Raw genomic sequence first — 25211 nt, forward strand, 5'->3', positions numbered from 1 at the left:
GGGGTCCTCCACTTCGTGGGGTCAGCGGTGTGGTGCGGGTGCGAGGCCGACTGCGGCACCGTGTCCCGGGGCTCCGCCCCGGACCCCGCGCCTCAAACGCCGGCGGGGCTGAGGGGGGCCGGGCTGGAGCTCGCCAGTTCGACGGCGATGTCGATGAGCTGGTCCTCCTGGCCGCCGACGAGGCCGCGTTCGCCCGCGCGCAGCAGGATCCGCGCGCCGGAGACCCCGTAGCGCTCGGCCTGTCGGTAGGCGTGCTTGAGGAAGCTGGAGTAGACCCCGGCGTGGCCCATCAGCAGGGCCATCCGGTCGAGTCGGCACTCCTCGTCCATGACGGGCCGGACCACGTCCTCGGCCGCGTCGATGACGGCGAGGACGTCGATGCCGGTGCGGATGCCCATCTTCTGGCAGACGGCGGCGAAGGCCTCGACGGGCGTGTTGCCGGCGCCCGCGCCGAGCCGCCGGGTGGAGCCGTCGATCTGCAGGGCACCGGCCCGTACGGCGGCGACCGAATTGCCGACGCCCAGGCCGAGGTTCTCGTGGCCGTGGAAGCCGACCTGCGCGTCGTCGCCGAGTTCGGCGACGAGGGCCGCGACCCGGTCGGTGACCTCGTCCATGACCATGGCGCCGGCGGAGTCGACGACGTACACGCACTGGCAGCCGGCGTCGGCCATGATCCGGGCCTGGCGGGCGAGGTTCTCGGGGGTGGTGGAGTGGGCCATCATCAGGAAGCCGACGGTCTCCAGGCCCATCTCGCGGGCGAGCCCGAAGTGCTGGACGGAGATGTCGGCCTCGGTGCAGTGGGTGGCGATCCGGCAGATCTCGCCGCCGCCGGCGTGGGCGGCGCGGATGTCGTCCTTGACGCCCAGCCCCGGCAGCATCAGGAAGGCGATCTTCGCGTTCCGGGCGGTGTCGGCGGCGATCTTGATGAGTTCCTGCTCGGGGGTCCTGGAGAAGCCGTAGGTGAAGGAGGAGCCGCCGAGGCCGTCCCCGTGGGTGACCTCGATGACGGGGACGCCGGCGGCGTCGAGGGCGGCGACGACCGACCGTACGTCGTCCCCGGTGAACCGGTGGCGCTTGGCGTGCGAGCCGTCGCGCAGCGAGGAGTCGGTGATGCGGATGTCGAGGGTGTCGGAGTAGGTCGTCACGCGGTGAGCCCTTTCGCGAACTCCTCGCCGACCTTGGTGGCGGCGGCGGTCATGATGTCGAGGTTTCCGGCGTACGGGGGCAGGTAGTCGCCCGCGCCCTCCACCTCCAGGAAGATCGCGACGCGGGCCGTGCCGCCGTTCGCCTCGGAGGGTTCGTCGAACTGCGGCTCGGCGCGCAGCCGGTAGCCGGGTACGTACGTGGCCACTTCCGCGGCGATCCGGTGGACGGAGGCGGTGACGGCGTGGTGGTCGGCGTCCGGCGGAATCGCGCAGAAGACGGTGTCGCGCATGATGACGGCGGGTTCGGCGGGGTTGAGGATGATGATCGCCTTGCCGCGGTCGGCGCCGCCGATCTCCTCGATGCCGCGGGCGGTGGTGCGGGTGAACTCGTCGATGTTGGCGCGGGTGCCGGGGCCGGCGGAGACGGAGGCCACCGAGGCGATGATCTCGGCGTAGGCGACGGGGACGACGCGGGAGACGGCGTGGACCATGGGGATGGTGGCCTGCCCGCCGCAGGTGATCATGTTGACGTTGGCCCGGTCGAGGTGGGCGGTCAGGTTGGCGGACGGTACGACGGCGGGGCCGACGGCGGCCGGGGTCAGGTCGACGGCCTTGATGCCCAGTTCGGCGTAGCGCGGGGCGTTGGCGCGGTGCACGTACGCCGAGGTGGCCTCGAAGACGAGGTCGGGCAGCTCGGCCCGGTCGAGCAGGTGGTCGACGCCTTGGTGGGAGGCGTCGAGTCCGGCGCGGCGGGCCCGGGCGAGGCCTTCGCTGTCGGGGTCGACCCCGATCATCCAGCGGGGCTCGATGTACGGGGACCGCAGGAGCTTGTGGAGCAGGTCGGTGCCGATGTTGCCGGAGCCGACGATGGCGGCGGTCGCTTTCTTCATGCTGTGCCCCCTGGGGCGTCGGTCAGGAGAAGGTGAGGGACACCGGGCCGAGCCCGGTGAAGTCGGCGGTGTAGGTGCGCCCGGCGGCCACGTCCACGGCGCGGGTGCACGAGCCGGGCAGGACGAGGTGGCCCTTGCGCAGCGGGACGCCGAAGCGGGCGATCGTCCGGGCCAGCCAGGCGACGGCGGTGGCGGGGTCGCCGAGGACGGCGTCGCCGCGGCCGGTGGCGAGGATCCGGCCCCGGTCGCCGGGGTCGCCCGGGGCGCCGGGGGCGCCGGGGGCCGTGGCGCCGGGGGCCCGGCCGTGCTCGTGGAGGCTGACCTCGACGGCCTTCAGGTCGAGTTCGCGCGGGTCGCGGCCCTCCCCGACGACGTAGCCGGCGGAGGAGGCGTTGTCGGCGATGGTGTCGGCGAGGGAGATCCGCCAGTCGGCGATGCGGCTGTCGATCAACTCCAGGGCGGGGACGACCCGTTCGGTGGCGGCGAGGACGTCGGCCTCGGTGCAGCCTTCGCCGGGCAGATCGGCGCCGAGGACGAAGCCGATCTCGACCTCGATCCGGGGCGCGCAGTACGCGGCGACCGGGACGGGGGTGTCCTCGCGCAGTTCCATGCCGTCGAGGAGGTGGCCGTAGTCGGGTTCGTCGACGCCCATCATGGCCTGCATCACGGGGGACGACAGGCCGACCTTGTGCCCGGTGACGACGGCGCCCTCCGCGCGGCGGCGGCGGATGCCCAGGAGCTGGATCTCGTACGCGTCCCGGGCGTCGATGCCTTCGTACCGCTCGGTCAGTGGCCGTACCGGGGCCCGCCGGCGCTCGGCCGCGTACAGGATCTCGGCGGCTTCGCGCCGGTGCCGGTCGCTGAGCATGGGGTCCTCCCGGCTGCGGTGGTGTGTGGTGCCGCAGACGGTAGGCGGGGGGCGGGCGCGGGCGGGAGGCCGTGTTCCCGCTGAGCGGGAAAGGCCGTCGGGGCGGGGCGGGTGCTCCCGGCCCGGTTCGTACCCGTCGGTTCCGACCGGCCCCGAAGCGTCGAACCGGTCACCCGCCCGCGCTGGGCGGGGCCGCGACGTTCAGTTGCCAGGACACGCCGAAGCGGTCGTTCACCCAGCCGAACCGGGCGCTGAACCCGTAGGCGCCCAGGGGCATCAGCTCGGTGCCCTGCTCGGCGAGTGCCGCGTAGAGACGTTCGATCTCGGCGTCGTCCTCGCACTGGACGTACAGCGACATCGAGGGGGTGAAGCCGAACGCGTGCCGGGCCGGGCTGTCGATGCACATGAACTGCTGACCGGCCAGCGAGAAGGTCGCGTGCCGCACGGTGCCCTCGGGCCCGGCTCCGGGTCCGGTCTCGTCGGGGCCGTAGCGACTGATGGCGACCACCTCCGCGTCGTCGAACAGCGAGAGGTAGAAGGTCATCGCCTCCTCCGCCCGCCCTTCGAACATCAGGAAGGTGGTGATCTTCTGCGGGGGCGGTGTGCCGGCCATCATCGATGCGTGTCCCTTCGACCCTTGTCCCGGACCAGGAACCTTAGCTTCCGGCCCCGCTTCCGGGGCCGGACCGGGGCAGCTACCGCGCGCCGTACACGGGCAGCGGCGCCTGGGCCGCCGCGAGGAGTCCCAAGGTGGCCTCCCCCGCCTCCGCAGGGGTCCAGCGCCCGCCCCGGTCCGCCGTGGGGCCCGGCCGCCAGCCCTCCATCACCGTGATCCGGCCGCCCTCCGCCTCGAAGACCCGGCCCGTGACCCCCGCCGAGGCGTCCGCGCCCAGCCACACCACCAGCGGGGAGACGTTCTCGGGGGCCATCGCGTCGAAGCCGCCCGCCTCGGGGGCGGCCATGGTCTCGGCGAAGGTCCGCTCCGTCATCCGGGTCCGGGCCGCCGGGGCGATCGCGTTGACCTGGACCCCGTACGGGCCCATCTCCTGCGCCGCGACCAGCGTGAGGCCGAGGATCCCGGCCTTGGCCGCGCTGTAGTTGCCCTGGCCGACGGAGCCCAGCAGGCCGGCCCCGGAGGAGGTGTTGACGGCCCGGGCCGCGACCGGCCGGCCCGCCTTCGCCTCCGCCCGCCACCACGCGGCCGCCGACCGCAGCGGCAGGAAGTGGCCCTTGAGGTGGACCCGCATGACGGCGTCCCAGTCGTCCTCGTCGAGGTTGACCAGCATCCGGTCCCGCAGGAAGCCCGCGTTGTTGACGAGGGTGTCGAGGCGGCCGAAGCCGTCCACGGCCGCCGCCACCAGCGAGGCCGCGCCCTTCGGGGTGGCGATGTCACCGCCGTGCGCGAGAGCCTGCCCGCCCAGCTTCTCGATCTCGGCGACCACCTGGGCGGCAGGGCTGTCCGGCCCCGGCAGCCCGTCGAGCCCGACCCCGAGGTCGTTCACGACGACTTTCGCCCCCTCCGCCGCGAAGGCCAGGGCATGGGCACGCCCCAGCCCCCGCCCCGCGCCCGTCACGATCACGACCCGGCCTTCGCACAGTCCCGCCATCTCAGTTCTCCTTGTTGACAGTTGCCGCATCCAAGAACGCCGGGCGCTCGCCGCCCCCGTGCACGAGCAGGCTCGCCCCGCTCACGTACGCCGCCCGGTCCGAGGCCAGGAACACCGCCGCCTCCCCCACGTCCGAGGGTTCGGCCAGGCGCCCCAGCGGGACGGTGGCGCCGACCGCCGCGATGCCGGCCTCGTCGCCGTAGTGCAGGTGGGACAGTTCCGTCCGCACCATGCCGAGGACCACCGAGTTGACCCGTACTTCGGGGGCCCATTCGACGGCCATGGACCGGGCCAGGTTCTCCAGCCCCGCCTTGGCGGCGCCGTACGCGGCCGTCCCGGGTGAGGGGCGGGTCCCGCTGACGCTGCCGATCATGACCACCGAGCCCCGGGCCTCGCGCAGCCAGGGGTGGGCGGCGAGGGAGGCGGTCAGCGGGGCGAGCAGGTTGAGTTCGACGACCCGTGCGTGGCGCCCTGCCTCGCCCTCGCCCAGCAGTCGGTACGGGGTGCCGCCCGCGTTGTTGACCAGGCAGTCGAGTCGTCCGTACCGGTGCGCGACCGTGCCGAAGAAGTCCTGGACGGCGGCCGGGTCGCGTAGGTCGACCGGGACGAAGCCGGCCTTCCGGCCGTCCGCCGACACCGTCTCCTCCGGGGGCCGCCGGGCGCAGACGACCACCTCCGCGCCGGCCGCGAGGAACGACCGGGCGATTCCGGCGCCGACGCCCCGGGTTCCTCCGGTGACGACGACAACCCTCCCGTCGAGCTCCATAGGCTGCTACCTTCCTCACCTAACAAATGTTTGGTGGAAAGGTAGCTGATCCGCTCATGGGTGTCTCCACCTCAAGCCCCGAGAAGGGCATCGCACTCGTCACAGTCGACTTCCCGCCCGTCAACGCGCTCCCGGTGCAGGGCTGGTACGACCTCGCCGACGCCCTGCGGGCGGCCGGCCGCGACCCCGAGATCCGGTGCGTCGTCCTCGCCGCCGAGGGCCGCGGCTTCAACGCCGGCGTCGACATCAAGGAGATGCAGCGCGACACCGGACACACCGCGCTCGTCGGCGCCAACCGGGGCTGCTACGAGGCCTTCGCCGCCGTCTACGAGTGCGAGGTGCCGGTCGTGGCGGCCGTGAACGGGTTCTGCCTGGGCGGCGGCATCGGGCTCGTCGGGAACGCCGACGCGATCGTCGCCTCCGAGGACGCCACCTTCGGGCTGCCCGAGCTGGATCGGGGCGCGCTCGGCGCCGCCACCCACCTGGCCCGGCTGGTCCCGCAGCACCTGATGCGCGCGCTGTACTACACCTCGCGGACCGCGACCGCCGCCGAGCTGCACGCCCACGGCTCGGTCTGGCGGGTGGTGCCGCGTGCGGAGCTGCGCGCGGCCGCCCTGGAGCTGGCCGCCGAGATAGCGAAGAAGGACGGCTACCTGATCCGGTTGGCGAAGGCGGCCATCAACGGGATCGACCCCGTGGACGTGCGCCGCAGCTACCGCTTCGAGCAGGGCTTCACCTTCGAGGCCAACCTCAGCGGGGTGGCCGACCGGGTCCGCGACACCTTCGGGAAGGGAGAGAGCGCATGAGCGGCAGGACGGACAAGGTCATGACCCCCGAAGAGGTGGTCGGGCAGCTGCGCAGCGGAATGACCCTCGGGATCGGCGGCTGGGGGTCCCGGCGCAAGCCCATGGCCCTGGTGCGAGCGCTGCTCCGCTCCGAGATCACCGATCTGACCGTGATCTCCTACGGCGGCCCCGACGTCGGCCTGTTGGCCGCCGCCGGCCGCATCCGCAGGCTGGTGGCCCCCTTCGCCACCCTCGACTCGATCCCGCTGGAGCCCCACTTCCGGGCCGCCCGCGAGCGCGCCGCCTTCACCCTGACCGAGCTCGACGAGGCCATGTTCATGTGGGGGCTGCACGCCGCCGCCAACCGGCTCCCCTTCCTCCCGGTCCGGGCCGGCCTCGGCTCCGACGTGATGCGGGTCAACCCGGAGCTGCGTACGGTCACCTCCCCCTACGACGACGGCGAGGAGCTCGTCGCCGTCCCGGCCCTGCGCATGGACGCCGCCCTGGTCCACCTCAACCGCGCCGACCGCCTCGGCAACGCCCAGTACCTGGGCCCGGACCCGTACTTCGACGACCTGTTCTGCGAGGCCGCCGACGCCGCCTACGTCTCCTGCGAGCAGCTCGTCGAGACCGCCGAGCTGGCGAAGTCCGGCCCCCCGCAGTCCCTCCTCGTCAGCCGGCACTCCGTGACCGGGGTCGTGGAGACCCCGAACGGCGCCCACTTCACCTCCTGCGTCCCCGACCACGACCGCGACGAGGCCTTCCAGAAGCTGTACGCGGCCACCCCCTGGGACGAGTTCTCGGCCCGTTTCCTGTCCGGGTCGAGCGAGCACGACTACCAACTGGCCGTCCGGACCTGGCACGAGGAGCAGCAGTGACGACCACCGACACCACCACCGCCCCCCGCACCGTCTCCCGCGCCGAGTACTGCGTGATCGCCTGCGCCGAGGCCTGGCGCGACAACGGCGAGGTGCTGGCCAGTCCGATGGGTCTGATCCCCTCCTTCGGGGCCCGGCTCGCCAAGCGCACCTTCTCCCCCGACCTGCTGCTGACCGACGGCGAGGCGATGCTCGTCGGGCTGGACGGCACGGCCGAGGGCTGGCTCCCGTACCGGCGCCATCTGACGATGGTCACCGGCGGCCGGCGGCACGTGATGATGGGCGCCGGCCAGATCGACCGGTTCGGCAACCAGAACATCTCCTGCATCGGCGACTGGGAGCGGCCCTCGCGCCAGCTCCTCGGGGTGCGCGGCGCACCGGTCAACACCCTCAACAACCCGGTGAGTTACTGGGTGCCCAAGCACTCGAAGCGGGTGTTCGTCGAGCGCGTCGACATGGTCAGCGGTGTCGGCTACGACCGGGCGGAGGCGGCCGGGGTGACCCGCTTCCACCACCTGCCGCGGGTGGTCAGCGATCTCGGGGTCTTCGACTTCGCCGGGCCCGGTCATTCGATGCGGCTGGCCTCCGTGCATCCGGGCGTCACCGTCGAGGACGTCCTGGCGGCGACCGGCTTCGAGCCGGCGGTCACCGGCGAGGTCCCGTTCACCCGCGAGCCGACCGCCGAGGAGCTGCGGCTGATCCGTGAGGTGATCGACCCCAAGGGGCTGCGCGACCGGGAAGTGCGGGTCTGAGGCGATGGGGCGGACGATGACGATACGGACGGCCTTCACCGAGCTGGTCGGGGTCGAGCACCCCGTCGTGCAGACGGGCATGGGCTGGGTCGCCGGGCCCCGGCTGGTCTCGGGCGCGGCCGGCGCGGGTGCGCTGGGCATCCTGGCCTCGGCCACGATGACCCTGGACCAGCTGCGTGCGGCGGTCCGCGAGGTGAAGGCCCGTACGCCCGAGGGGACTCCGTTCGGGGTCAATCTGCGGGCGGACGCCGGGGACGCGGTCGAGCGCGCGCAGCTGATCATCGACGAGGGGGTGCGGGTCGCCTCGTTCGCGCTCGCGCCCTCCAAGGAGCTGATCGGGCGGCTCAAGGACGCGGGTGTGGTCGTCATCCCGTCGATCGGGGCGCGGCGGCACGCCGAGAAGGTGGCCGCCTGGGGGGCCGACGCGGTGATCGTGCAGGGCGGCGAGGGCGGGGGTCACACGGGGGACGTGGCCACGACGGTGCTGCTGCCGCAGGTCGTGGACGCCGTGGACATCCCGGTGATCGCGGCGGGCGGCTTCAGCGACGGGCGGGGCCTGGTCGCGGCCCTGTCGTACGGGGCCGCGGGCATCGCCATGGGCACCCGGTTCCTGCTGACCTCGGACTCGACCGTCCCGGACGCCGTGAAGGCCGAGTACCTGAAGGCCACCGTCAAGGACGTCACCGTCACCACGGCCGTCGACGGGCTGCCGCACCGCATGCTCCGTACGGAGCTGGTCGACTCGCTGGAACGGGCGGGTCGCACCCGGGCGCTGGTCCGGGCCGTGCGGCACGCGGCCGGTTTCCGCAAGCTGTCCGGCCTGAGCTGGTCGCAGATGGTCCGCGACGGCCTCGCGATGAAACACGGCAAGGACCTGTCCTGGAGCCAGGTCCTGCTCGCCGCGAACACCCCCATGCTCCTCAAGGCGTCCATGGTCGAGGGCCGTACGGACCTCGGCGTCATGGCATCGGGCCAGGTCGCGGGGGTGATCGACGATCTTCCGTCCTGTGCGGAGCTCGTCTCCCGCGTCATGGCCGAAGCACAACAGGCCATCGAAGCACTCGAAGCACTGCACTCGCTCCGCACCCTGCCACCACCAGGGTGATCCCCCTTCTCCGTCACAGGAGTCGCCCCTATGAGCCGTGCCCGTATCCGCCTGGCGACCGCGGCGGCCGCCGCCGCTCTCGCCGTCGGAATCCTGCCCGCCGCCGCGTACGCGGCGGCGGCACCCGGAGCCGGGGTCAGCGCCCGGCACCACCAGCACCAGACGCAAGCTGAAACGATTCGTCAGATTCCCCTCCAGGGCGCCGTCAACCTCCGGGACGTCGGCGGCTACCGCACCTGGACCGGCGGTCAGGTCCGCCAGGGACTGGTCTACCGCTCCGACGCACTGAGCAAGCTGACCGCAGCGGACGTCACCACCGTCGCCGGTCTCGGCCTCAAGAAGGTCGTCGATTTCCGCATTCCGATGGAGCTCCAGTACGACGGCGCCGACCGGCTGCCCGCCGGCCTCTCCCCCACCTCGCGCCCCGTCAGCGACCTCGGCCTCTACGGAACCCTCGTCGGCGCGATCGGCAGCGGCGATCCCGTCGTCCAGGAGCAGATGCTCGGCGGCGGCCGCGCCGAGGCCTACATGCGCGACATCTACCGCACCTTCGTGAGCAGCCCCGAGAACCGGGCGCAGTTCGCGGCGACCCTGCGGGAGATCGCCGACGGCCGGCAGGGCCCGATCCTGTACCACTGCACGTCCGGCAAGGACCGGACCGGCTGGATGAGTTACGTCCTGCTGCGCGCCCTCGCCGTCCCCGAGGACACCGCGGAGCGCGACTACCTGGCGTCGAACACCTTCCGCGCCGCCTACGACGCCCAGGTCCGGGCGGGCCTCAAGCAGTCGGGCCGGATGCAGAACCCGGACCTGCTGATCCCGCTCCAGGAGGTCCGCCAGGACTACCTGGACTCGGCGACGGCGCAGATGGAGGCCGACTACGGCAGCTTCTACGGCTATCTGACGCAGGGCCTCGGCCTGGACCTGCGGACGCTCGCGAAGCTGCAGGACCGGATGGTCCGGTAGCGGACAGCACGACGCCGGGCGGCGCTTCCCGCGCCGCCCGGCGTCGTCGTGTTCGTGTCCGGGGTGGGTCAGACCGCCCGGCGCCGGCCCTGGCCGCCGGAGCCGACCCGGCTGCGCGCGGAGGCCGCGGCGGCGCCGCCACCACTGCCACCGGTCCCGCGTCGGCCGCGCTCGCCGGAGCCACCGGCCGCCGCGCCGCCGCCCTGGCCGCCGCGCCGGGCCTGGCCCGAGCCGGAAGCCGCCGGGGCCTGCCCGGAGGAGGCACCTCCACCGCTACGACGGCCGCGACCGCCGGCCGCCGGAGCGCCGCCCGTCGCGGAGCCCGTGCGCGGCCCGCCGCCCGAGCGACGGCGCGCGCCGGAGCCCGAACCGGAGCCGGAGCCGGAGCGCTGCTTGGGCGCGGTCGGCTGCGGAACATCCAGCACCACCGGGATGCCCGAGGGCTCCTTGGCGCCGGTCAGTCGGGCCAGTTCCTCGTCGGAGGACTTGATCTGCGCGGTGCGCGGGGAGATCCCGGCGTCCGACATCAGCCGGGTCATGTCCCGCTTCTGGTCGGGGAGCACCAGGGTGACCACGCTGCCGGACTCACCGGCACGGGCGGTACGGCCGCCGCGGTGCAGGTAGTCCTTGTGGTCGGTGGGCGGGTCCACGTTGACGACGAGGTCGAGGTCGTCGATGTGGATGCCTCGCGCCGCGACGTTCGTGGCGACCAGCGCGGTGACCTCGCCCGTCTTGAACCAGTCGAGGGTGCGGTTGCGCTGCGGCTGGGAGCGGCCGCCGTGCAGGCCGGAGGCGCGCACGCCGTCGGCGAGGAGCTTCTTGACCATGCGGTCGACCCCGCGCTTGGTGTCGACGAACATGATCACCCGGCCGTCGCGAGCGGCTATACGCGTCGCCACGGCCTTCTTGTCGGTCTCGTCCATGACGTACAGGACGTGGTGCTCCATGGTGGTGACCGCGCCGGCCGACGGGTCGACGGAGTGGCCGACCGGGTCGGTCAGGAACATCTTGACGAGCTTGTCGATGTTCTTGTCCAGCGTCGCGGAGAACAGCATCCGCTGGCCGCCGGCCTCGACCTGCTTGAGGAGCGCCGTGACCTGCGGCATGAAGCCCATGTCGGTCATCTGGTCGGCCTCGTCGAGGACGGTGATCGAGACCTGCGAGAGGTCGGCGTCGCCGCGGTCGATGAGGTCCTTCAGCCGGCCCGGCGTGGCGACGAGCACCTCGGCGCCGCGGCGCAGGGCGCCGGACTGCCGGTTGATCGACATGCCGCCGACGACGGTGGCGATGCGCAGGTTGACGGCCGTGGCGTACGGGGCCAGGGCGTCGGTGACCTGCTGCGCGAGCTCACGGGTCGGTACGAGGACCAGCGCGAGCGGCGCCTTCGGCTGCGCGCGGCGGCCGGCGGTACGGGCCAGCAGCGCCAGGCCGAAGGCCAGCGTCTTGCCGGAGCCGGTGCGGCCGCGGCCGAGCAGGTCACGGCCGGCGAGGGAGTTCGGCAGCGTCGCGGCCTGGATCGGGAACGGCTCGGTGACGCCCTGGGCGGCGAGGGTCTTCAGCAGCGCCTCGGGCATGTCCATGTCGCCGAACGACTCGACCGGCGGCAGCGCCGGGGCGATCGGCTCGGGCATGGTGAATTCCTGGGGCCGGGCGACGGGCGCGGACTTCTGCCGTCCCGCGCCAGACTTCGGACGCCCCTGGGCCGCACCTCGACCCCGGGTGGGGCGGCGGCTGGGTCGTGCGGAGCTGGAGCTGGTCATGCGAGAAAGCCCTCCTGAAACCGGCAGGTAAAACAAAGGTCGAAACAGCAGACAAGCCGGGGCCCGCACCTCGCGGTGCGGACCCCGGCATGCTGAAGAACTTAGGCGGGGATGATGTTCTCCGCCTGGGGGCCCTTCTGGCCCTGGGTGACGTCGAAGGACACGCGCTGGCCCTCCTGGAGCTCACGGAAGCCCTGGGTGGCGATGTTCGAGTAGTGGGCGAAGACGTCCGGGCCGCCACCGTCCTGCTCGATGAAGCCGAAGCCCTTTTCCGAGTTGAACCACTTCACGGTGCCAAGTGCCATTTTAAATCTCCTGAATAGGCGGCAAAGGGCCCCATCCGGAGATTCCGGCAAAACAATAAAAGCGCCTGCGGAGCATTCCCGTCAGGCGCACATAAAGTTCATGGGTACCACAACTGCAACGAGCTCTAAGCTAGCACACCTCGCTGCGGGGAGTCCCGGGGCGAAGGGTGTGACCTGCGCCCTCCGGTGGGCGGCCCGCGGCGTGCCGACCGGGTGCGATGTGCGTGGTCGGCGGGCCGGAGGCCCTGCCCCCCTTGGGTCGTGAGCCATCCGGCCTCACGCGCGGGACGATCCTCCGGGCGGCCGGCCCGATCCGCCCTCGGCGAAAAGATTCACCCCTTCGGGTCGGCCCCGTGGGCCGGCCGGGGTCGCGCAAGTCCCTGGCGGCCGTCCGCGCCAGCTGCTTTGATCATGGAATGGCAGCGATCAAGGAGCCCTGGGGGCTCAGTGTGCTCGGCGCGGGCAGCGTGTCCGCCGAACCCCGACTCGCCCACGTGGACCTGGCGGTCGATCTTCTCGCCCCGACCCCGAAGGCGGCCTTCGCCGAGGCGGGCACGGCCGTGACCCGGCTGCGGGCCGTCCTGCGCGAGCACGGCATACCGGACTCCGACGTGTCCGGCTCCCGACTGCAGCTCACCTCGCAGTACCGGGGCTACGGCGCGGACCGGACCTTCCACGGCTACGCCTGCGTGGCCACGTACACGGTGCGGACGGAGGCGCTGGCCGGGCTGGAGCTGCTGATCGAGGACGCGGTCACGGCCGGCGCGAACCGCGTCGACGCCGTGCGGTTCGAGGTGGACGACAAGCCCGCGATGCGCGACGAGGCCCGGCGCCGGGCGGTGGCGGCCGCCCGGCGCAAGGCAGAGGTGTACGCGGAGGCGTGCGGGCTGCGGCTGGGGCCGGTCATCCACATCGAGGACGTCGACCCGGAGTCGGTGGGCGGCCACAGCCACGGCCGCCGCACGGGCGGGGACCCGGAGGACGACGGCGCCCTCACCCCGGGCTCGGTGCGCGTGGAGGCGGCCGTGCTCCTGGGCTTCTCCCTGCTCCCCGAGTGAGCGGTCCCGCCGCCGGAGCCGCCGGAGTCCCTAGAGCCGCTACAGCCGCTACAGCCGCTACAGCCGCTCGATGATCGTGACGTTGGCCTGGCCACCGCCCTCGCACATGGTCTGGAGGCCGTAGCGGCCTCCGGTGCGTTCCAGTTCGTGCAGGAGGGTGGTCATCAGCTTCACCCCGGTGGCGCCCAGCGGGTGGCCCAGGGCGATCGCGCCGCCGTTGACGTTGACCCGCTCCGGATCGGCGCCGGTCTCCTTCAGCCAGGCCAGCACCACCGGGGCGAACGCCTCGTTGATCTCCACCAGGTCGATGTCGGCCAAGGACATGCCGGTCTTCTTCAGCGCGTACGCCGTGGCCGGGATCGGCGCGGACAGCATGCGGATGGGGTCCTCGCCCCGTACCGAGAGGTGGTGGATGCGGGCGCGCGGCCGCAGGCCGTGTTCCCGTACCGCCCGGTCGGAGGCGATCAGCATCGCGGCCGCGCCGTCCGAGACCTGGGAGGAGACGGCCGCCGTGATGGTGCCGCCCTCGACCACCGGCTTGAGGGTGGCCATCTTCTCCAGGGTCGTGTCCCGGCGCGGGCCCTCGTCCACGCCCACGTCCCCGTACGCCACCGTCTCGCGCGCGAAGCGGCCCTCGTCGATGGCGCGGATCGCCCGGCGGTGGGAGCGGAGCGCGAACTCCTCCATGTCCTGCCGGCTGATGCCCCACTTCTTCGCGATGAGCTGCGCGCCGTGGAACTGGTTCACCGGGGCGTCCCCGTACCGGGCCCGCCAGCCCGCCGAGCCCGCGTACGGCCCCTCGGTGAGGCCGAGCGGTTCCGCCGCCTGCCGCGAGGCGAAGGCGATGGGGATCATCGACATGTTCTGGGTGCCGCCCGCGACCACCAGGTCCTGGGTGCCGGACAGGACGCCCTGCGCCGCGAAGTGCACGGCCTGCTGCGAGGAGCCGCACTGGCGGTCGACGGTGACCCCGGGCACCTCCTCGGGCAGGCCGGCCGCCAGCCAGGCGGTCCGGGCGATGTCACCGGCCTGCGGCCCCACCGTGTCGAGGCAGCCGAACACCACGTCCTCCACGGCGGCCGGGTCCGCCCCGGACCGCTCGATCAGTGCCTTCAGGACGTGTGCGCCCAGGTCGGCCGGGTGGACGGCGGCCAGGCCGCCGTTCCGCCGCCCCACGGGGGTGCGTACCGCTTCGACTATGTAGGCCTCGGGCATCGGGACTCCTCAGACGGTCGTGTCAGGTGGGGCGCAGTGCGATCCCGTCCAGCACCATCGACAGGTACTGGCGGGCGATCTCCTCGGGGCTGTGCTGTCCGCCCGGCCGGTACCAGGAGGCCGCCACCCACACCGTGTCGCGCACGAAGCGGTAGGTGAGGCGGATGTCGAGGTCGGCGCGGAAGACCTGGGCCTCGACCCCTCGCTCCAGCGTCCCCAGCCAGGCCTTCTCGAACTTCTGCTGCGAGTCGGACAGGTAGTGGAAGCGGGGCTGGGCGGAAAGGGTGCGGGACTCCTTCTGGTAGATGGCGACGGCGGCGCGGTGCCGGTCGATCTCCCGGAAGGACTCGGTGACGAGGGCCTCGATGGTCTCCCTGGGGCCCAGACCCGCGGCGAGGACGGTGTCGTACCCGTCCCACAGTTCGGTCAGGAAGGCCGAGAGGATCTCGTCGAGCATCGATTCCTTGGAATCGAAGTGGTAATAGAGGCTGCCGGCGAGCATGCCGGCGGCGTCGGCAATCTTGCGGACGGTGGTGGCGTTGTAGCCCTGTGCGGCGAAGACCTCGGCGGCGGTGTCGAGGAGTTCCCGACGCCGTTCGGGGGAGGCCGTCACCTGTGGCTTCTTCTGGGATGTCGGCTTGTTCGTTGGCACGCGTCCATTCTCGGGCTACGCGTGCTGGCTGCTGACCGACACCGTCTCGCCGGTCATGTACGACGAGTAGGCGCTGGCCAGGAAGACGATGACGTTGGCGACCTCCCAGGGTTCGGCGTAGCGGCCGAAGGCCTCGCGGGCGGTCAGTTCGGCCAGCAGTTCCTCGCTGGTGACCTTCACCAGGTGCGGGTGCATGGCCAGGCTCGGGGCGACCGCGTTGACGCGTACGCCGAACTCGGCGGCCTCCAGGGCCGCGCAGCGGGTCAGTGCCATCACCCCGGCCTTGGCGGCGGCGTAGTGGGCCTGGCCGGTCTGGGCGCGCCAGCCGATGACGGAGGCGTTGTTGACGACGACGCCGCCGGTGCCGGACGCCTTGAACGCGCGCAGGGCGGCGCGGGTGCAGCGGAAGGTGCCGTTCAGGGTGACGTCGAGGACGCGGGACCACTGGGTGTCGGTCATGTCGACGAGGGCGGCGGTGCCGCCGAGGCCGGCGTTGTTGACGACGATGTCGAGGCGGCCGTGGGTGTGTGCGGCGAGCGCGAAGAGGGCTTGGACCTGGTCCTCGTCGGTGACGTCGCAGGGCAGGGAGGTGACGCGGTCGGCGCCGAACTCGGCGGCGAGCGCCTCCTCGGTCTCCTTCAGGCGGCGGGCGTGGGCGTCGCCGATGACGATGCGGGCGCCCTCCTCCAGGAGGCGGCGGGCGGTGGCCCCGCCGATCCCGGCCCCGGCGGCGGCGGTGACGACGGCGGTGCGGTCCTTCAGCAGTCCGTGCCCGGGGACATAGTCGGGGGTGTTCACGCCCGTACCTCCTTGGGAAGGCCGAGGATCCGCTCGGCGATGAGGGTGCGCTGGATCTCGTCCGAGCCCGCGTAGATGGTGTCGGCGCGGGAGAAGAGGAAGAGCCGCTGCCAGTCGTCGAGGTCGTACGGGTCCCCGTGCGCGCCGGTGGCCAGCAGCGAGGGGGCGGCGCAGACGTCCATGGCGAGTTCGCCGAGGTCACGGTGCCAGCGGGACCAGTGGAGCTTGGCGGTGGACGGGGCGGCGCCCGGCGTGAGGGCGGTGGCGCGCATGGTCTCCAGGCCGATCCAGGCCTGGACGAGGCGGTCGCGGATCAGGGGGTCGGCGAGGGCGCCGTCGGCGCGGGCGAGGGCGGTGAGGGCGTCGAGTTCGCGGCGGAAGCCGACCTGTTGGCCGAGGGTGGAGACGCCGCGCTCGTAGCCGAGGGTGGCCATGGCGATGCGCCAGCCGTCGCCGGGGGCTCCGACGATGTGGGCGGCGTCGGTGCGGGCGCCGTCGAAGAAGACCTCGTTGAACTCGGAGGTGCCGGTGAGCTGTGTGATCGGCCGGACCTCGACCTCGGGCCGGTCCAGGGGGACCAGGAGGTAGGACAGGCCCTGGTGGCGTCGGGAGCCCGGTTCGGTGCGGGCGAGGACGAAGCACCACTGGGCGGCGTGGGCCAGCGAGGTCCAGGTCTTCTGTCCGTCGACGATCCACTGCCCGCCGCGGAGGGTGGCGCGGGTGCGGACGGCGGCGAGGTCGGAGCCGGCGCCGGGTTCGCTGTAGCCCTGGCACCACAGCTCCTCCACGGCCCGGATCGGCGGGAGGAAGCGGCGCTTCTGTTCCTCGGTGCCGTGGGCGATGAGGGTGGGGCCGAGGAGCTGTTCGCCGATGTGGCCGACGCGGGCGGGGGCGTCGGCGAGGGCGTACTCCTCGTGGAAGGCGATCTGTTCGGCGGTGGACGCGCCGCGGCCGCCGTGCTCGACGGGCCAGCCGAGGCAGGTCCAGCCGTGAGCGGCCATGTGGCGTTCCCAGGCGAGGCGTTCGGCGAAGGCCTCGTGCTCGCGGCCGGGTCCGCCGCGGCCCTTGAGGGCGGCGAACTCGCCGCTGAGGTGGGCCCGTAGCCACCCCCGGACCTCGATGCGGAACTCCTCGACGCTGCTCATGGCCGTACGTTAACCTACCAAACACTTGTTAGGGAAGCTTCGTGAAGGATGGCCGCCGCATGCCCGACGACCGCACGCCCGACGACCCACCCGTGCTCCACGAGCGCCGCGGTCCGGTCGCGTACGTGACCATGAACCGCCCCCGCTACCGCAACGCCCAGAACAGCGCGATGACGTACGCGCTGGACGACGCCTTCTACCGGGCCGCCGAGGACCCGGAGGTGAAGGTGGTCGTCCTCGCCGGGGCCGGCGAGCACTTCTCCGCGGGCCACGACATCGGCACCCCCGGGCGCGACGCCCACCTGCCCTTCGAGCGGCGGGCCGGCCTGTGGTGGGACCACACCGGGCGGCCCGGCGCCGAGTCCCGCTTCGCGCGCGAGTCGGAGGTGTACCTGGGGATGTGCCGGCGCTGGCGGGAGCTGCCGAAACCGGTGATCGCCTCGGTGCGGGGGGCCTGCGTGGCGGGCGGGCTGATGCTGGCCTGGGTCTGCGACCTGATCGTGGCGAGCGAGGACGCCTTCTTCGCGGACCCGGTCGTACGGATGGGCATCCCCGGGGTCGAGTACTTCGCGCACCCGTGGGCGATGCCGCCGCGGATCGCGAAGGAGTTCCTCTACACCGGCGACCGGATGGCGGCCCGGCGCGCCTACGAGGTCGGCATGGTCAACCGGGTCGTGCCGGACTCGGAGTTGGCGGCCGAGACCGAGCGGCTGGCGCTGCGGATCGCCGGGATGCCCGCCTTCGGACTGGCGCTGACCAAGCGGGCCGTCAACCAGGCCGAGGACCTCCAAGGCCTGCACACGGGCATGGACTCGGTGTTCGGCCTGCACCACCTGGCCCACGCGCACAACGCGGAGACCGCGGCGGACTCGCTCGGCGGCGTCGACATCGCCGCCCTGAAGGAGGCGAACACCTGATGGAACTCACGCACACGGCGGACGTGGAGGCCTTCCGGACCGAGGCACGGGACTGGCTGCGCGCCCACGTCCCGGCCCGGCCCCTGCCCTCCCTGGAGACCGCCGAAGGCTTCGCGGCGCACCGGGAGTGGGAGGCGCGGCTGCACGCGGACCGCTGGTCGGTGGTGTCGTGGCCCGAGGAGTACGGGGGCCGGGGCGTGGACCTCGCCAGGTGGCTGGTCTTCGAGGAGGAGTACTGGGCGGCGGGCGCGCCCGGCCGGGTCTCGCAGAACGGCATCAACCTCCTCGCCCCCACCCTCTTCGACCACGCGAACGCGGAGCAGCGCGCGCGGGTGCTGCCGTCGATGGCGAGCGGCGAGGTGATCTGGGCGCAGGCCTGGTCGGAACCCGGGTCGGGCTCCGACCTGGCCTCGCTGACGTCGCGGGCCGTCCGCACGGAGGGCGGCTGGCTGCTGTCCGGGCAGAAGACCTGGTCCTCGCGGGCCGCCTTCGCGGACCGCGCCTTCGGGATCTTCCGCAGCGACCCGGACACCCCCAAGCCGCACCAGGGTCTGACGTACCTGATGTTCGACCTGCGGGCGCCGGGGGTGACGGTGCGGCCCATCGGCCGGCTCGACGGCAAACCGGCCTTCGCGGAACTCTTCCTGGACGAGGTCTTCGTACCGGACCAGGACGTGATCGGGGAGCCGGGTCAGGGCTGGCGGATCGCCATGTCGACGACCGGCAACGAGCGCGGGCTGACCCTGCGCTCCCCCGGCCGGTTCCTGGCGGCGGCCGACCGGCTGGTCGGGCTGTGGCACGCGCAGGGCGACCCGTCCGACGGCGCGCTGCGGGACCGGGTCGCGGACGCGGTCGTGGGGGCGCGCGCGTACGAACTGTTCACCTGGGCGAACGCCTCCCGCTTCGCGGCGGGCGAGACGATCGGCGCCGAGTCCAGCCTGAACAAGGTGTTCTGGTCGCAGTACGACATCGCCCTGCACGAGACGGCCCTGGACCTGTTGGGCGCGGACGCGGAGCTGGCGGAGGGCGAGTGGGCCGAGCCGTGGGTGTTCTCCCTGGCCGGGCCGATCTACGCCGGGACGAACGAGATCCAGCGCGACATCATCGCCGAGCGGCTGCTCGGCCTCCCGAAGGGCCGCCGCTGATGCGCTTCCTGCTGACCGACGAGCAGTCGGACTTCGCCCGTACGGTGCGCTCCCTGCTGGGCTCGGCGCGGGTCCCACCGGCGGTACGGGCCTGGGCGGACGGCGACGCCGGGCCCGGGCGGGCGCTGTGGGCCCGGCTCGCGGAAACGGGTCTGTTCGCACTGGCCGTGCCGGAGGCCTACGAGGGGGTGGGCCCGCTCCCGCTGGAACTGTCCCTCGGCTTCGTGGAGTTGGGTCGGGCCGGGGTGCCGGGGCCGGTGGTGGAGAGCGCCGCGGCGGCGGTGCTGCTGACGGAGCTGGCGGACGAGGCGCTCGCCAAGCGGTTCCTGCCGGGGCTGGCGCAGGGCGAGGCGTCGGCCACGCTGACCCTGCCCGGCGGGAGCCCGTACGCCCTGGACGCGGACGCGGCGACGTACTGCTTCACCGTGTCGGCGGCCGGCGAACTACGGCTGGCGGCCGGCCGCGGAAAGGTCCTCGGGTCGACGGACCCCGCGCGCCGGCTGTCCCTGCCGCCGGCCGGCGGCGGTGAGCTGCTGGCGGCGGGCCCGGCGGTGGCCCGGGCGGCCGAGGTGGCCGGACGCTGGGCCCGGCTGCTGACGGCCGCCCAGTGCCTGGGCGTCGGCGAGGCGCTGCTGGCCAGGACGGTGGAGTACGCGAAGCAGCGCACGCAGTTCGGGACGCCGATCGGGAGCTTCCAGGCGGTCAAGCACCGGCTGGCGGACACTCTGCTCGACCTGGAGTTCGCGCGCCCGCTGGTGTGGGCGGCGGCGCTGTCGCCGGGCCCGGGCGAGGTGGCGGCGGCGAAGCTGGCGGCCGGCGAGGCGTCGTACCGGGCGGCGATGACGGCGCTCCAGCTCCACGGTGCGGTGGGCTACACCGAGGAGCTGGACCTGTCGCTGTGGCTGCGCAAGGCCCGCCCCCTGCGCGACGCCTGGGGAACGCCGTCGGCCTGCCGGGCGGAGGTGCTGCGGTCCCTCACACCACGGCGACGTTGAGGCTCACGACGTACTGCTCCTCGACGATGCCGTCCGGGAAGAGCGGGCTCAGCAGTTCCCGCTCCCCCGCGAAGTACTCACGGGTGCGGTCCTCGCCCAGGACCAGGAAGGCGGAGTGGCTGGCGAGGTTGGCGAGGTGGTCGTCCAACGTGATGCGCCGGGTCCACGTCACCGAGCGGGTGGCGAACGCGCCGAGCCCCTCGGGCAGCGTGCGGTGGGTCTCCTCCTCGACCTCGAAGAAGACCCGGAGCCGCTCCTCCTGTTCGGCGATCCAGGGGACGGTGGCGTCCGTGTCGTTCCACCAAAGCGCGAGCGCGCCGCCGGGGCGCAGCGCCCGCCGGGCCTCGGGCACGGAGCGGGCCGGGTCGGTCCAGTGCCAGGCCTGGGCGTAGGTGATCAGGTCGACGGAGCCGGTGGCCAGCGGCAGCCGGTCGCCGTCGCCGCGCACGATCGGGATCCCGGGGTGGGCGCGGCGGAACTCGGCGGCCATCCCGTCCCCGGGCTCCACGGCGACGACCTCGGCCCCGCGCTCGTGCAGGAGCGTGGTGGCGATCCCGGTCCCGGCTCCTACGTCGGCCACCCGGGCCCCGGCGAGCGGCCGCCCGGTGAGGGACTCGACGGCGTCGAAGAGGGCCGGGGGGTAGCTGGGGCGGTGGGCGGCGTAGGAAGCGGCCGCCGCGTCGAAGGAACGGGCACGTGTGGTCATGCGTCCATTGTTTTCGATCACTCGATCGGCAACAAGATCGCGGTGGTTGCACCGTGCGAAGGACGACGCCCGGGGTGGAGGTCAGGTCCGGGGGCGCAGGGAGAGCCGGCCGACGAGGACGGTCTGGAGCAGGATCAGGGCCCCGGTGCCGGCCAACGGCCAGAGCGGCCGGTCCGGGCGCCCGCCCACGGCCCAGGCCGGGCCGTCGGGGTCCACCGTCACGGTCAGTCGGGCGCCGACCGGGAGGTCCGTGGCCACCGGGCCGGGCAGGTCCCGGCCGGCCGCCGTGCGCAGGCGCAGCGACGGGGTGGAGGTCGAGCCGCCCTCCTCCACGGTCCGCTCGGCGACGACCGCCTGTTCCTCCCGGCCGCGGTCGTGGAGGGTGTGCCGGTCCCAGGTGATCCCGCCGGCCACCGCGATGCCGACCGCGAGGACGGCGACGGAGGTGCGGGCGACGAACTCCGCGCCGGTGCCGTGCGGTACGGCCGCGCCGAGGACGAAGACGGCCAGCAGGACCGGGATCCAGGCGCCCTCGGGGCCCTCCAGGAGCCAGATCGCACCGAACTCCCCTGCCAGGAGAAGGCAGTTGCGCAGGACCGCGCCCGGCAGTCTCCGTATCAGTTCAGCCATGGACACATCATGCCGGGGGGTCGGTAGGATCCGTCACCCGGGCGGGGTCGTCGCACAGCGGCAGTGCGCCTGCTCCACTGCAGGAGGACGCCGGTTCGAATCCGGCCGCCCCGCCCTTCCCACCCCGGCCACCCAGGCCCCGGCCGCCCGTAGCGCGGTGGCGCCCGCCGGCAGCGGCAGGCCCAGGAAGCCGTGGAAGACCCCCGGGTGGAGCTGGAGCGCGCAGTCGACGCCGGCCGCCGCCAGCCGGCGGGCGTAGCCGAGGCCCTCGTCGCGCAGCACGTCGCAGTCGGCGAGGACGATCAGTGCGGGCGGCAGGCCCGACAGGTCGGGGGCGCGCAGCGGAGAGACGTGCGGGTGCTCGGGGTCGCCGCCGTACCGGTCCCAGTACCAGGCCATGTGGGCGGCGGTGTGGAAGTAGCCCTCGGCGTAGGTCTCCACGGAGGCGGATTCCATCCAGGCGTCCAGCGGCGGATAGAACAGCACCTGGCCCGCGACGAGTTCGGGGGCGCGCAGGGCGGTCACGGCGGCGAGGTTGCCGCCGCTGGAGTCCCCCGCGAGCACAACCCGGTCGGGGTCGCAGCCGAGGGCGCGGGCCCGGTCCCGGGCCCAGAGCAGGACGGTGAGCGCGTCGTCCGGCGCCGCCGGCCAGGGGTGTTCCGGGGCGAGCCGGTAGTCCACCGAGACGACCACCGCGCCCGCGGCCACGGCCAGGGAGCGGCAGGTCGCGTCGTGGGAGTCCAGACCGCACATGACCCAGCCGCCGCCGTGCAGGTACACGACCAGGGGCCGGTCGGCCGGGCCGGGCGCGGGATCGTAGATCCGGACCGGGACACCGCCCGCGTCCGTGTCGGACACCGAGGCCACGGCCGGGCCCGCGCGGCCGGACCCGGACGCGGCGGCCGCCCGCAGGGCGTGGAGGTCGCCCGGTCCGGGGAAGCCGGCGGCCATCGCGTCGCACAGCCGCCTGGCCTCGGGCGAGAGGGGGTCGGGGGTGTGGTGGTCGCTCATGCCGTCGTCATCCCCCCGTCCACGGTGAACTCGCTGCCCGTCACGTACGAGGACGCCTCCGAGCAGAGGAAGAGGACCAGCTCCCCGACCTCCTCCGGGCGGCCCATCCGCCCCAGCGGTACGTGCGACCAGTCGCGGCCGGCCACCGCCTCGGCCACCATCGGGGTGTCGATGGCCCCCGGGTGCACCGAGTTGACCCGGATCCGGTCCCGGGCGAGGTCGAGCGCCGCCGATCGGGTCAGCCCGCGCAGCGCGAACTTGGTGGATCCGTAGGCGGCGTGGCCGGGTATCCCGACCAGTCCGGCGGTGGAGGAGATGTTGACGATCGAGCCGCCGCCGGCCGCGCGCAGCACCGGCGCGACCGCCTGGATGCCGAGGAACGGGCCGAGCAGGTTGACCCGCAGGAGCGCCTCGAAGTCCTCCAGCCGCTGCTGTTCCACGTGGGCGGTGCGCCACAGGGCCGCGTTGTTGACCAGGGCCGAGACCGTACCGAAGGCGCGGACCGTCTCCTGCACCACCGTGGCCCAGCTCTCCGGGTCGGCCACGTCGTGGCGGACGTACAGTCCTCGGTCGCCGAGTTCGGCGGCCACCGCCCGGCCCTCGTCCTCCCGGACGTCGGTGACGACGACCCGGGCCCCCGCCGCCGCGCACAGCCGGGCCTCGGTGGCGCCCTGGCCGCGCCCGGCGCCGGTGATCACGACGACCTTGTCGTCGAGCTGCTTCCCCATGGCTCAGCCCTCCAGGGCACGGAAGTGCGGGATGACCTTCTCGCCCCACTGGCGGATGGTCTCCATGCACGCCTCCTGGGGGACGGTGCCCATCTGGATCAGGCACATCACCTCGTCGACGCCGATCCGACGGAGCTGCTCGACGTAGGCGATGGCGGTCTCGGCGTTCCCGTACGCGTGCTCGGCGTTGTAGGTGCCGGTGTCGACCGGGCGGGCGGGGATGTTCGCCTCGTGCAGTTTGGCGACGAGCTCCTCCCGGCCCCTGGCCAGGGCCGCGACATGGGAGTCGGCGCTCTCGTCGTCCGCATGTCCGGTCGGCTCGGGGCCGTTGCCGTACCAGTGGGCGATGGACTCGGCGAAGAAGCGTTGCCCGCGGGTGCCCAGGCGCAGGGCCCGCTCGGCGTCGTCGAGGACGATGGTCGGGCAGAGGGCGGAGAGGTGGTCGTTGACCTCGGTCGAGACGAGGCGCTCACCGCTGCGCGTGGCGATGGCCTCGTCGTAGACCTTGCGCATGGCGCGCACGTCGTCGGCGCCGGCGAAGCCCATCACCAGGGCGCCGATGCCGAGCTCGGCGGCCATCTTGAGGGTGTCGTGCTTGGAGCAGGCCATGAACAGCGGCGGGTGCGGGTCCTGGACCGGGCGGGGCAGGATCGCGCCGGGGCCGATGTCGATGGAGCCGTGCCATTCGAAGGTCTCCTCCTTCCAGGCGGAGGAGAAGATCCGCAGCGCCTCCTCCATCTGCGGGTAGGTGTCCTCGGGCCGGACCCCGTACATGGACATCTCCTGGCGGGTGGCACCGCGCCCGGCTCCGATGTCGACGCGGCCGCCGGAGAGCACGTCGAGCATGGCGGCGCGTTCGGCGACCCGCACCGGGTGCTGGTAGCCGAAGGGCATGGTGACGACGCCGTGGCCGATCCGGATCCGGCTCGTGCGGGCGGCCACCCAGGTCAGGAAGATCTCGGAGGCGCTCATGTGTGCGTACCGGGTCAGGGAGTGGTGCTCGACGGCCCAGATCCGGTCGAAGCCCATCTCCTCGGCGTGGACGGCCTGTTCGACGCAGTCGTGGATGACCTGGCGTTCGCGTTCGGGGGTGGGGTCGACGAGCTGCGCCTCGAAGATCATCGAGAACTTCACGGTGAGGTCCCTCCATCCGGTCTTACCGGTCGCTATTTCTAATAGGAATACTTCTAGCAGTCATGCATCGCAGGGGGAAGGGTGCCGTCGGGACCGGTCGTAGACTGCGCTGCGTGGCAGACGAGACGAACAAGCGCGCGCTCCCCGCGACCAGCTGGGCGGTGCTCGGCCTGCTCTCCTTCGGAGAGGAGCTCTCCGGCTACGACCTGAAGAAGTGGTCGGACTGGTCGCTGCGGTTCTTCTACTGGAGCCCGTCGTTCAGCCAGATCTACAGCGAGCTCAAGCGCCTGGAGAAGGCGGGCTACGCCTCCTCGCGGATGGTCTCCCAGGACACCGGGACGCGCGACAAGCGGGTCTACCGGATCACGGACGAGGGCATGACGGCCGTACGGGAGTGGGCCCGCGAGGCCCCCGTCGACCCGCCCGTCCTCAAGCACGGGCCGATGCTGCGCCTGTGGCTGGGTCACCTGCTGGAGCCGGAGCAGATGCGCGAAGTCCTCGTCCAGCACCAGGAGTTCGCGGAGAAGATGCGCCGTCGCGCGGTGGCCGACGTGGAGGGCGCGAAGGACGAGAGCGCCTGGGCGTACCCGACGCTCACCCTCAAGTGGGCCGAGCGGTACTACGCCTCCGAGCGCGACCTCGCGGCCGCCATGCTCGACGACATCGACGCGCTGGCCGCCGGGCGGGACGGGCGCGAGCCGGGCGACAGCCGCCCGTAGGACCGCCGGAAGTAGAGCAGCGGGGCCGCGTCGTCGCGGTGCACGGTCAGGGCGGTGACCCGACCCAGCGCGATGGCGTGGTCGCCACCGTCCAGCACGTCCGCGAGCTCGCACTCGACGCTCGCGAGCACGCCGTCGAGCAGGGGCGCGCCGTTGCCGGCGGGCCGCCAGGGGATCCCGGCGAACTTGTCGCCACCGGTGACGGCGAAGGCGCGGCACAGCTCGCGCTGGTCGGCGGCCAGGATGTTGACGACGAAGGCGCCCGCGGCCCGGATCCTCGGCCAGCCGGCCGAGGTGCGCGCGGGGCAGAAGCAGACCAGCGGCGGGTCCAGCGAAACCGATGAGAAGGACTGCACGGCCATCCCGACGGGGCGGCCGTCGCTCTCGCATGCCGTGACGACGGCGACTCCGGTGGCGAAGCGGGACAGGACGGCGGTGAAGGTCGAGGTGAAGGTCGAGGTCGACACGGAAGCCTCCATTTATTTCTACTAGGTATATGCCTAACCGAAACAACTGTGATTGGATACCGCC

Annotated in this window: 27 protein-coding genes, 1 tRNA gene and 1 pseudogene; 11 read left to right on the forward strand and 18 right to left on the reverse strand. The window is 72.9% G+C overall.

Going from position 1 to position 25211, the window contains the following annotated elements; translation table 11 throughout:
- Positions 1-92: 92 nt before the first annotated feature.
- From dmpG to OG624_RS11940, 6 genes are all read right to left on the reverse strand, one after another.
- Positions 93-1145, reverse strand: a complete 1053-nt coding sequence (gene dmpG / locus OG624_RS11915; RefSeq protein WP_033222095.1) for a 4-hydroxy-2-oxovalerate aldolase — start codon at positions 1143-1145, stop codon at positions 93-95.
- Positions 1142-2035: an acetaldehyde dehydrogenase (acetylating) gene (locus OG624_RS11920; RefSeq protein WP_033222093.1), complete on the reverse strand. Its 894-nt coding sequence runs from the start codon at positions 2033-2035 to the stop codon at positions 1142-1144. The genes dmpG and OG624_RS11920 overlap by 4 nt, the downstream gene beginning before the upstream one ends.
- Positions 2036-2057: 22 nt before the next feature.
- Positions 2058-2903 carry a 2-keto-4-pentenoate hydratase gene (locus tag OG624_RS11925; RefSeq protein WP_371587594.1) on the reverse strand — a complete coding sequence of 282 codons (846 nt, stop codon included), beginning with the start codon at positions 2901-2903 and terminating at the stop codon, positions 2058-2060.
- A 169-nt stretch (positions 2904-3072) separates the two neighbouring features.
- The gene (locus OG624_RS11930) at positions 3073-3519 is read right to left on the reverse strand and encodes a VOC family protein (protein ID WP_244290841.1); all 447 of its coding nucleotides are present in this window, start codon (positions 3517-3519) and stop codon (positions 3073-3075) included.
- 79 nt (positions 3520-3598) lie between these two features.
- Positions 3599-4510 carry an SDR family oxidoreductase gene (locus OG624_RS11935; RefSeq protein WP_371639404.1) on the reverse strand — a complete coding sequence of 304 codons (912 nt, stop codon included), beginning with the start codon at positions 4508-4510 and terminating at the stop codon, positions 3599-3601.
- Between the two features lies 1 nt (position 4511).
- Positions 4512-5276 (reverse strand): SDR family oxidoreductase, encoded by a 765-nt coding sequence (locus OG624_RS11940; RefSeq protein WP_033222087.1) that lies wholly within the window; start codon positions 5274-5276, stop codon positions 4512-4514.
- Positions 5277-5332: 56 nt separating this feature from the next.
- Between OG624_RS11940 and OG624_RS11945 the strand changes: the two genes are divergently transcribed.
- From OG624_RS11945 to OG624_RS11965, 5 genes are read left to right on the forward strand one after another with little or no spacing between them, the layout of a single operon-like run.
- Positions 5333-6082 carry an enoyl-CoA hydratase family protein gene (locus OG624_RS11945; RefSeq protein ID WP_161297387.1) on the forward strand — a complete coding sequence of 250 codons (750 nt, stop codon included), beginning with the start codon at positions 5333-5335 and terminating at the stop codon, positions 6080-6082.
- Positions 6079-6939, forward strand: a complete 861-nt coding sequence (locus OG624_RS11950; RefSeq protein ID WP_033222084.1) for a CoA transferase subunit A — start codon at positions 6079-6081, stop codon at positions 6937-6939. The genes OG624_RS11945 and OG624_RS11950 overlap by 4 nt, the downstream gene beginning before the upstream one ends.
- On the forward strand, positions 6936-7691 hold the full coding sequence (locus tag OG624_RS11955) for a CoA-transferase (RefSeq protein ID WP_161297385.1): 756 nt from the start codon (positions 6936-6938) through the stop codon (positions 7689-7691). Before OG624_RS11950 ends, OG624_RS11955 begins: the two co-directional genes overlap by 4 nt.
- A 22-nt stretch (positions 7692-7713) precedes the next feature.
- The gene (locus OG624_RS11960) at positions 7714-8796 is read left to right on the forward strand and encodes an NAD(P)H-dependent flavin oxidoreductase (RefSeq protein WP_033222214.1); all 1083 of its coding nucleotides are present in this window, start codon (positions 7714-7716) and stop codon (positions 8794-8796) included.
- A 30-nt stretch (positions 8797-8826) separates the two neighbouring features.
- Positions 8827-9762 (forward strand): tyrosine-protein phosphatase, encoded by a 936-nt coding sequence (locus OG624_RS11965; RefSeq protein WP_371639405.1) that lies wholly within the window; start codon positions 8827-8829, stop codon positions 9760-9762.
- Positions 9763-9830: 68 nt separating this feature from the next.
- Here OG624_RS11965 and OG624_RS11970 read toward each other — a convergent pair whose 3' ends face one another.
- Both OG624_RS11970 and OG624_RS11975 read right to left on the reverse strand, forming a co-directional pair.
- Complete coding sequence (locus OG624_RS11970; protein WP_033222076.1) at positions 9831-11522, reverse strand: DEAD/DEAH box helicase; 1692 nt, start codon at positions 11520-11522, stop codon at positions 9831-9833.
- 101 nt (positions 11523-11623) lie between these two features.
- The gene (locus OG624_RS11975) at positions 11624-11827 is read right to left on the reverse strand and encodes a cold-shock protein (protein WP_030010141.1); all 204 of its coding nucleotides are present in this window, start codon (positions 11825-11827) and stop codon (positions 11624-11626) included.
- A gap of 416 nt (positions 11828-12243) precedes the next feature.
- Here OG624_RS11975 and OG624_RS11980 point away from each other — a divergent pair, with 416 nt between their 5' ends.
- Entirely contained in the window at positions 12244-12885 is a 642-nt protein-coding gene (locus tag OG624_RS11980) for an SIMPL domain-containing protein (RefSeq protein WP_033222074.1), read from the forward strand.
- Between the two features lie 57 nt (positions 12886-12942).
- On the opposite strand, the gene OG624_RS11985 is transcribed toward OG624_RS11980, so the two are convergent.
- Genes OG624_RS11985 through OG624_RS12000 form a run of 4 tightly spaced genes read right to left on the reverse strand, consistent with a single transcriptional unit; the run spans position 12943 to position 16695 of the window.
- Positions 12943-14100: an acetyl-CoA C-acetyltransferase gene (locus OG624_RS11985; RefSeq protein WP_033222072.1), complete on the reverse strand. Its 1158-nt coding sequence runs from the start codon at positions 14098-14100 to the stop codon at positions 12943-12945.
- Between the two features lie 22 nt (positions 14101-14122).
- Positions 14123-14752 carry a TetR/AcrR family transcriptional regulator gene (locus tag OG624_RS11990; RefSeq protein WP_161293438.1) on the reverse strand — a complete coding sequence of 210 codons (630 nt, stop codon included), beginning with the start codon at positions 14750-14752 and terminating at the stop codon, positions 14123-14125.
- Positions 14753-14767: 15 nt separating this feature from the next.
- Entirely contained in the window at positions 14768-15550 is a 783-nt protein-coding gene (locus OG624_RS11995) for an SDR family oxidoreductase (RefSeq protein WP_033222068.1), read from the reverse strand.
- A complete protein-coding gene (locus OG624_RS12000) occupies positions 15547-16695 on the reverse strand; it encodes an acyl-CoA dehydrogenase family protein (RefSeq protein WP_371639406.1) in 1149 nt (382 codons plus the stop codon). The genes OG624_RS11995 and OG624_RS12000 overlap by 4 nt, the downstream gene beginning before the upstream one ends.
- A 59-nt stretch (positions 16696-16754) precedes the next feature.
- Between OG624_RS12000 and OG624_RS12005 the strand changes: the two genes are divergently transcribed.
- Genes OG624_RS12005 through OG624_RS12015 form a run of 3 tightly spaced genes read left to right on the forward strand, consistent with a single transcriptional unit; the run spans position 16755 to position 19752 of the window.
- Positions 16755-17612 carry an enoyl-CoA hydratase gene (locus OG624_RS12005; protein ID WP_161293442.1) on the forward strand — a complete coding sequence of 286 codons (858 nt, stop codon included), beginning with the start codon at positions 16755-16757 and terminating at the stop codon, positions 17610-17612.
- Positions 17612-18757 (forward strand): acyl-CoA dehydrogenase family protein, encoded by a 1146-nt coding sequence (locus tag OG624_RS12010; RefSeq protein WP_371639407.1) that lies wholly within the window; start codon positions 17612-17614, stop codon positions 18755-18757. Before OG624_RS12005 ends, OG624_RS12010 begins: the two co-directional genes overlap by 1 nt.
- Entirely contained in the window at positions 18757-19752 is a 996-nt protein-coding gene (locus OG624_RS12015; RefSeq protein WP_371587600.1) for an acyl-CoA dehydrogenase family protein, read from the forward strand. The genes OG624_RS12010 and OG624_RS12015 overlap by 1 nt, the downstream gene beginning before the upstream one ends.
- On the opposite strand, the gene OG624_RS12020 is transcribed toward OG624_RS12015, so the two are convergent.
- Together OG624_RS12020 and OG624_RS12025 are read right to left on the reverse strand one after the other, a co-directional pair.
- Entirely contained in the window at positions 19733-20458 is a 726-nt protein-coding gene (locus tag OG624_RS12020; protein WP_033222058.1) for a class I SAM-dependent methyltransferase, read from the reverse strand. The two genes, OG624_RS12015 and OG624_RS12020, sit on opposite strands and share 20 nt — an antisense overlap.
- An 81-nt stretch (positions 20459-20539) precedes the next feature.
- The gene (locus OG624_RS12025) at positions 20540-21088 is read right to left on the reverse strand and encodes a hypothetical protein (RefSeq protein WP_033222056.1); all 549 of its coding nucleotides are present in this window, start codon (positions 21086-21088) and stop codon (positions 20540-20542) included.
- A 41-nt stretch (positions 21089-21129) separates the two neighbouring features.
- Here OG624_RS12025 and OG624_RS12030 point away from each other — a divergent pair.
- Positions 21130-21203: transfer RNA gene (locus tag OG624_RS12030), tRNA-Trp, on the forward strand.
- Positions 21204-21283: 80 nt separating this feature from the next.
- Here OG624_RS12030 and OG624_RS12035 read toward each other — a convergent pair.
- The 3 genes and pseudogenes from OG624_RS12035 to OG624_RS12045 all read right to left on the reverse strand — a co-directional run.
- Positions 21284-22099 (reverse strand): annotated as a pseudogene (locus OG624_RS12035) (alpha/beta hydrolase); the annotation flags it as partial.
- On the reverse strand, positions 22096-22827 hold the full coding sequence (locus tag OG624_RS12040) for an SDR family NAD(P)-dependent oxidoreductase (protein WP_266357951.1): 732 nt from the start codon (positions 22825-22827) through the stop codon (positions 22096-22098). The gene OG624_RS12040 and the pseudogene OG624_RS12035, both read right to left, overlap by 4 nt.
- Positions 22828-22830: 3 nt before the next feature.
- Positions 22831-23961 carry an LLM class flavin-dependent oxidoreductase gene (locus OG624_RS12045; RefSeq protein ID WP_033222052.1) on the reverse strand — a complete coding sequence of 377 codons (1131 nt, stop codon included), beginning with the start codon at positions 23959-23961 and terminating at the stop codon, positions 22831-22833.
- A gap of 62 nt (positions 23962-24023) precedes the next feature.
- On the opposite strand from OG624_RS12045, the gene OG624_RS12050 reads away from it, so the two are divergent.
- Complete coding sequence (locus OG624_RS12050) at positions 24024-24680, forward strand: PadR family transcriptional regulator (RefSeq protein ID WP_371639408.1); 657 nt, start codon at positions 24024-24026, stop codon at positions 24678-24680.
- Here OG624_RS12050 and OG624_RS12055 read toward each other — a convergent pair.
- A complete protein-coding gene (locus OG624_RS12055) occupies positions 24581-25147 on the reverse strand; it encodes a flavin reductase family protein (RefSeq protein ID WP_244290840.1) in 567 nt (188 codons plus the stop codon). The genes OG624_RS12050 and OG624_RS12055 overlap by 100 nt on opposite strands.
- Positions 25148-25211 lie beyond the last annotated feature (64 nt).

Origin of the sequence: Streptomyces virginiae (genome assembly GCF_041432505.1) — a bacterium.
Taxonomy (GTDB): domain Bacteria; phylum Actinomycetota; class Actinomycetes; order Streptomycetales; family Streptomycetaceae; genus Streptomyces; species Streptomyces virginiae_A.

Bases quoted from the DNA above. Each gene is read 5' to 3' on its own strand.
- OG624_RS11920 (WP_033222093.1), bottom strand. From the start codon at position 2,035: ATGAAGAAAGCGACCGCCGCCATCGTCGGCTCCGGCAACATCGGCACC.
- OG624_RS11925 (WP_371587594.1), bottom strand. From the start codon at position 2,903: ATGCTCAGCGACCGGCACCGGCGCGAAGCCGCCGAGATCCTGTACGCG.
- OG624_RS11930 (WP_244290841.1), bottom strand. From the start codon at position 3,519: ATGATGGCCGGCACACCGCCCCCGCAGAAGATCACCACCTTCCTGATG.
- OG624_RS11935 (WP_371639404.1), bottom strand. From the start codon at position 4,510: ATGGCGGGACTGTGCGAAGGCCGGGTCGTGATCGTGACGGGCGCGGGG.
- OG624_RS11940 (WP_033222087.1), bottom strand. From the start codon at position 5,276: ATGGAGCTCGACGGGAGGGTTGTCGTCGTCACCGGAGGAACCCGGGGC.
- OG624_RS11945 (WP_161297387.1), top strand. From the start codon at position 5,333: ATGGGTGTCTCCACCTCAAGCCCCGAGAAGGGCATCGCACTCGTCACA.
- OG624_RS11950 (WP_033222084.1), top strand. From the start codon at position 6,079: ATGAGCGGCAGGACGGACAAGGTCATGACCCCCGAAGAGGTGGTCGGG.
- OG624_RS11965 (WP_371639405.1), top strand. From the start codon at position 8,827: ATGAGCCGTGCCCGTATCCGCCTGGCGACCGCGGCGGCCGCCGCCGCT.
- OG624_RS11970 (WP_033222076.1), bottom strand. From the start codon at position 11,522: ATGACCAGCTCCAGCTCCGCACGACCCAGCCGCCGCCCCACCCGGGGT.
- OG624_RS11975 (WP_030010141.1), bottom strand. From the start codon at position 11,827: ATGGCACTTGGCACCGTGAAGTGGTTCAACTCGGAAAAGGGCTTCGGC.
- OG624_RS11980 (WP_033222074.1), top strand. From the start codon at position 12,244: ATGGCAGCGATCAAGGAGCCCTGGGGGCTCAGTGTGCTCGGCGCGGGC.
- OG624_RS11985 (WP_033222072.1), bottom strand. From the start codon at position 14,100: ATGCCCGAGGCCTACATAGTCGAAGCGGTACGCACCCCCGTGGGGCGG.
- OG624_RS12000 (WP_371639406.1), bottom strand. From the start codon at position 16,695: ATGAGCAGCGTCGAGGAGTTCCGCATCGAGGTCCGGGGGTGGCTACGG.
- OG624_RS12005 (WP_161293442.1), top strand. From the start codon at position 16,755: ATGCCCGACGACCGCACGCCCGACGACCCACCCGTGCTCCACGAGCGC.
- OG624_RS12010 (WP_371639407.1), top strand. From the start codon at position 17,612: ATGGAACTCACGCACACGGCGGACGTGGAGGCCTTCCGGACCGAGGCA.
- OG624_RS12015 (WP_371587600.1), top strand. From the start codon at position 18,757: ATGCGCTTCCTGCTGACCGACGAGCAGTCGGACTTCGCCCGTACGGTG.
- OG624_RS12020 (WP_033222058.1), bottom strand. From the start codon at position 20,458: ATGACCACACGTGCCCGTTCCTTCGACGCGGCGGCCGCTTCCTACGCC.
- OG624_RS12025 (WP_033222056.1), bottom strand. From the start codon at position 21,088: ATGGCTGAACTGATACGGAGACTGCCGGGCGCGGTCCTGCGCAACTGC.
- OG624_RS12040 (WP_266357951.1), bottom strand. From the start codon at position 22,827: ATGGGGAAGCAGCTCGACGACAAGGTCGTCGTGATCACCGGCGCCGGG.
- OG624_RS12050 (WP_371639408.1), top strand. From the start codon at position 24,024: ATGCATCGCAGGGGGAAGGGTGCCGTCGGGACCGGTCGTAGACTGCGC.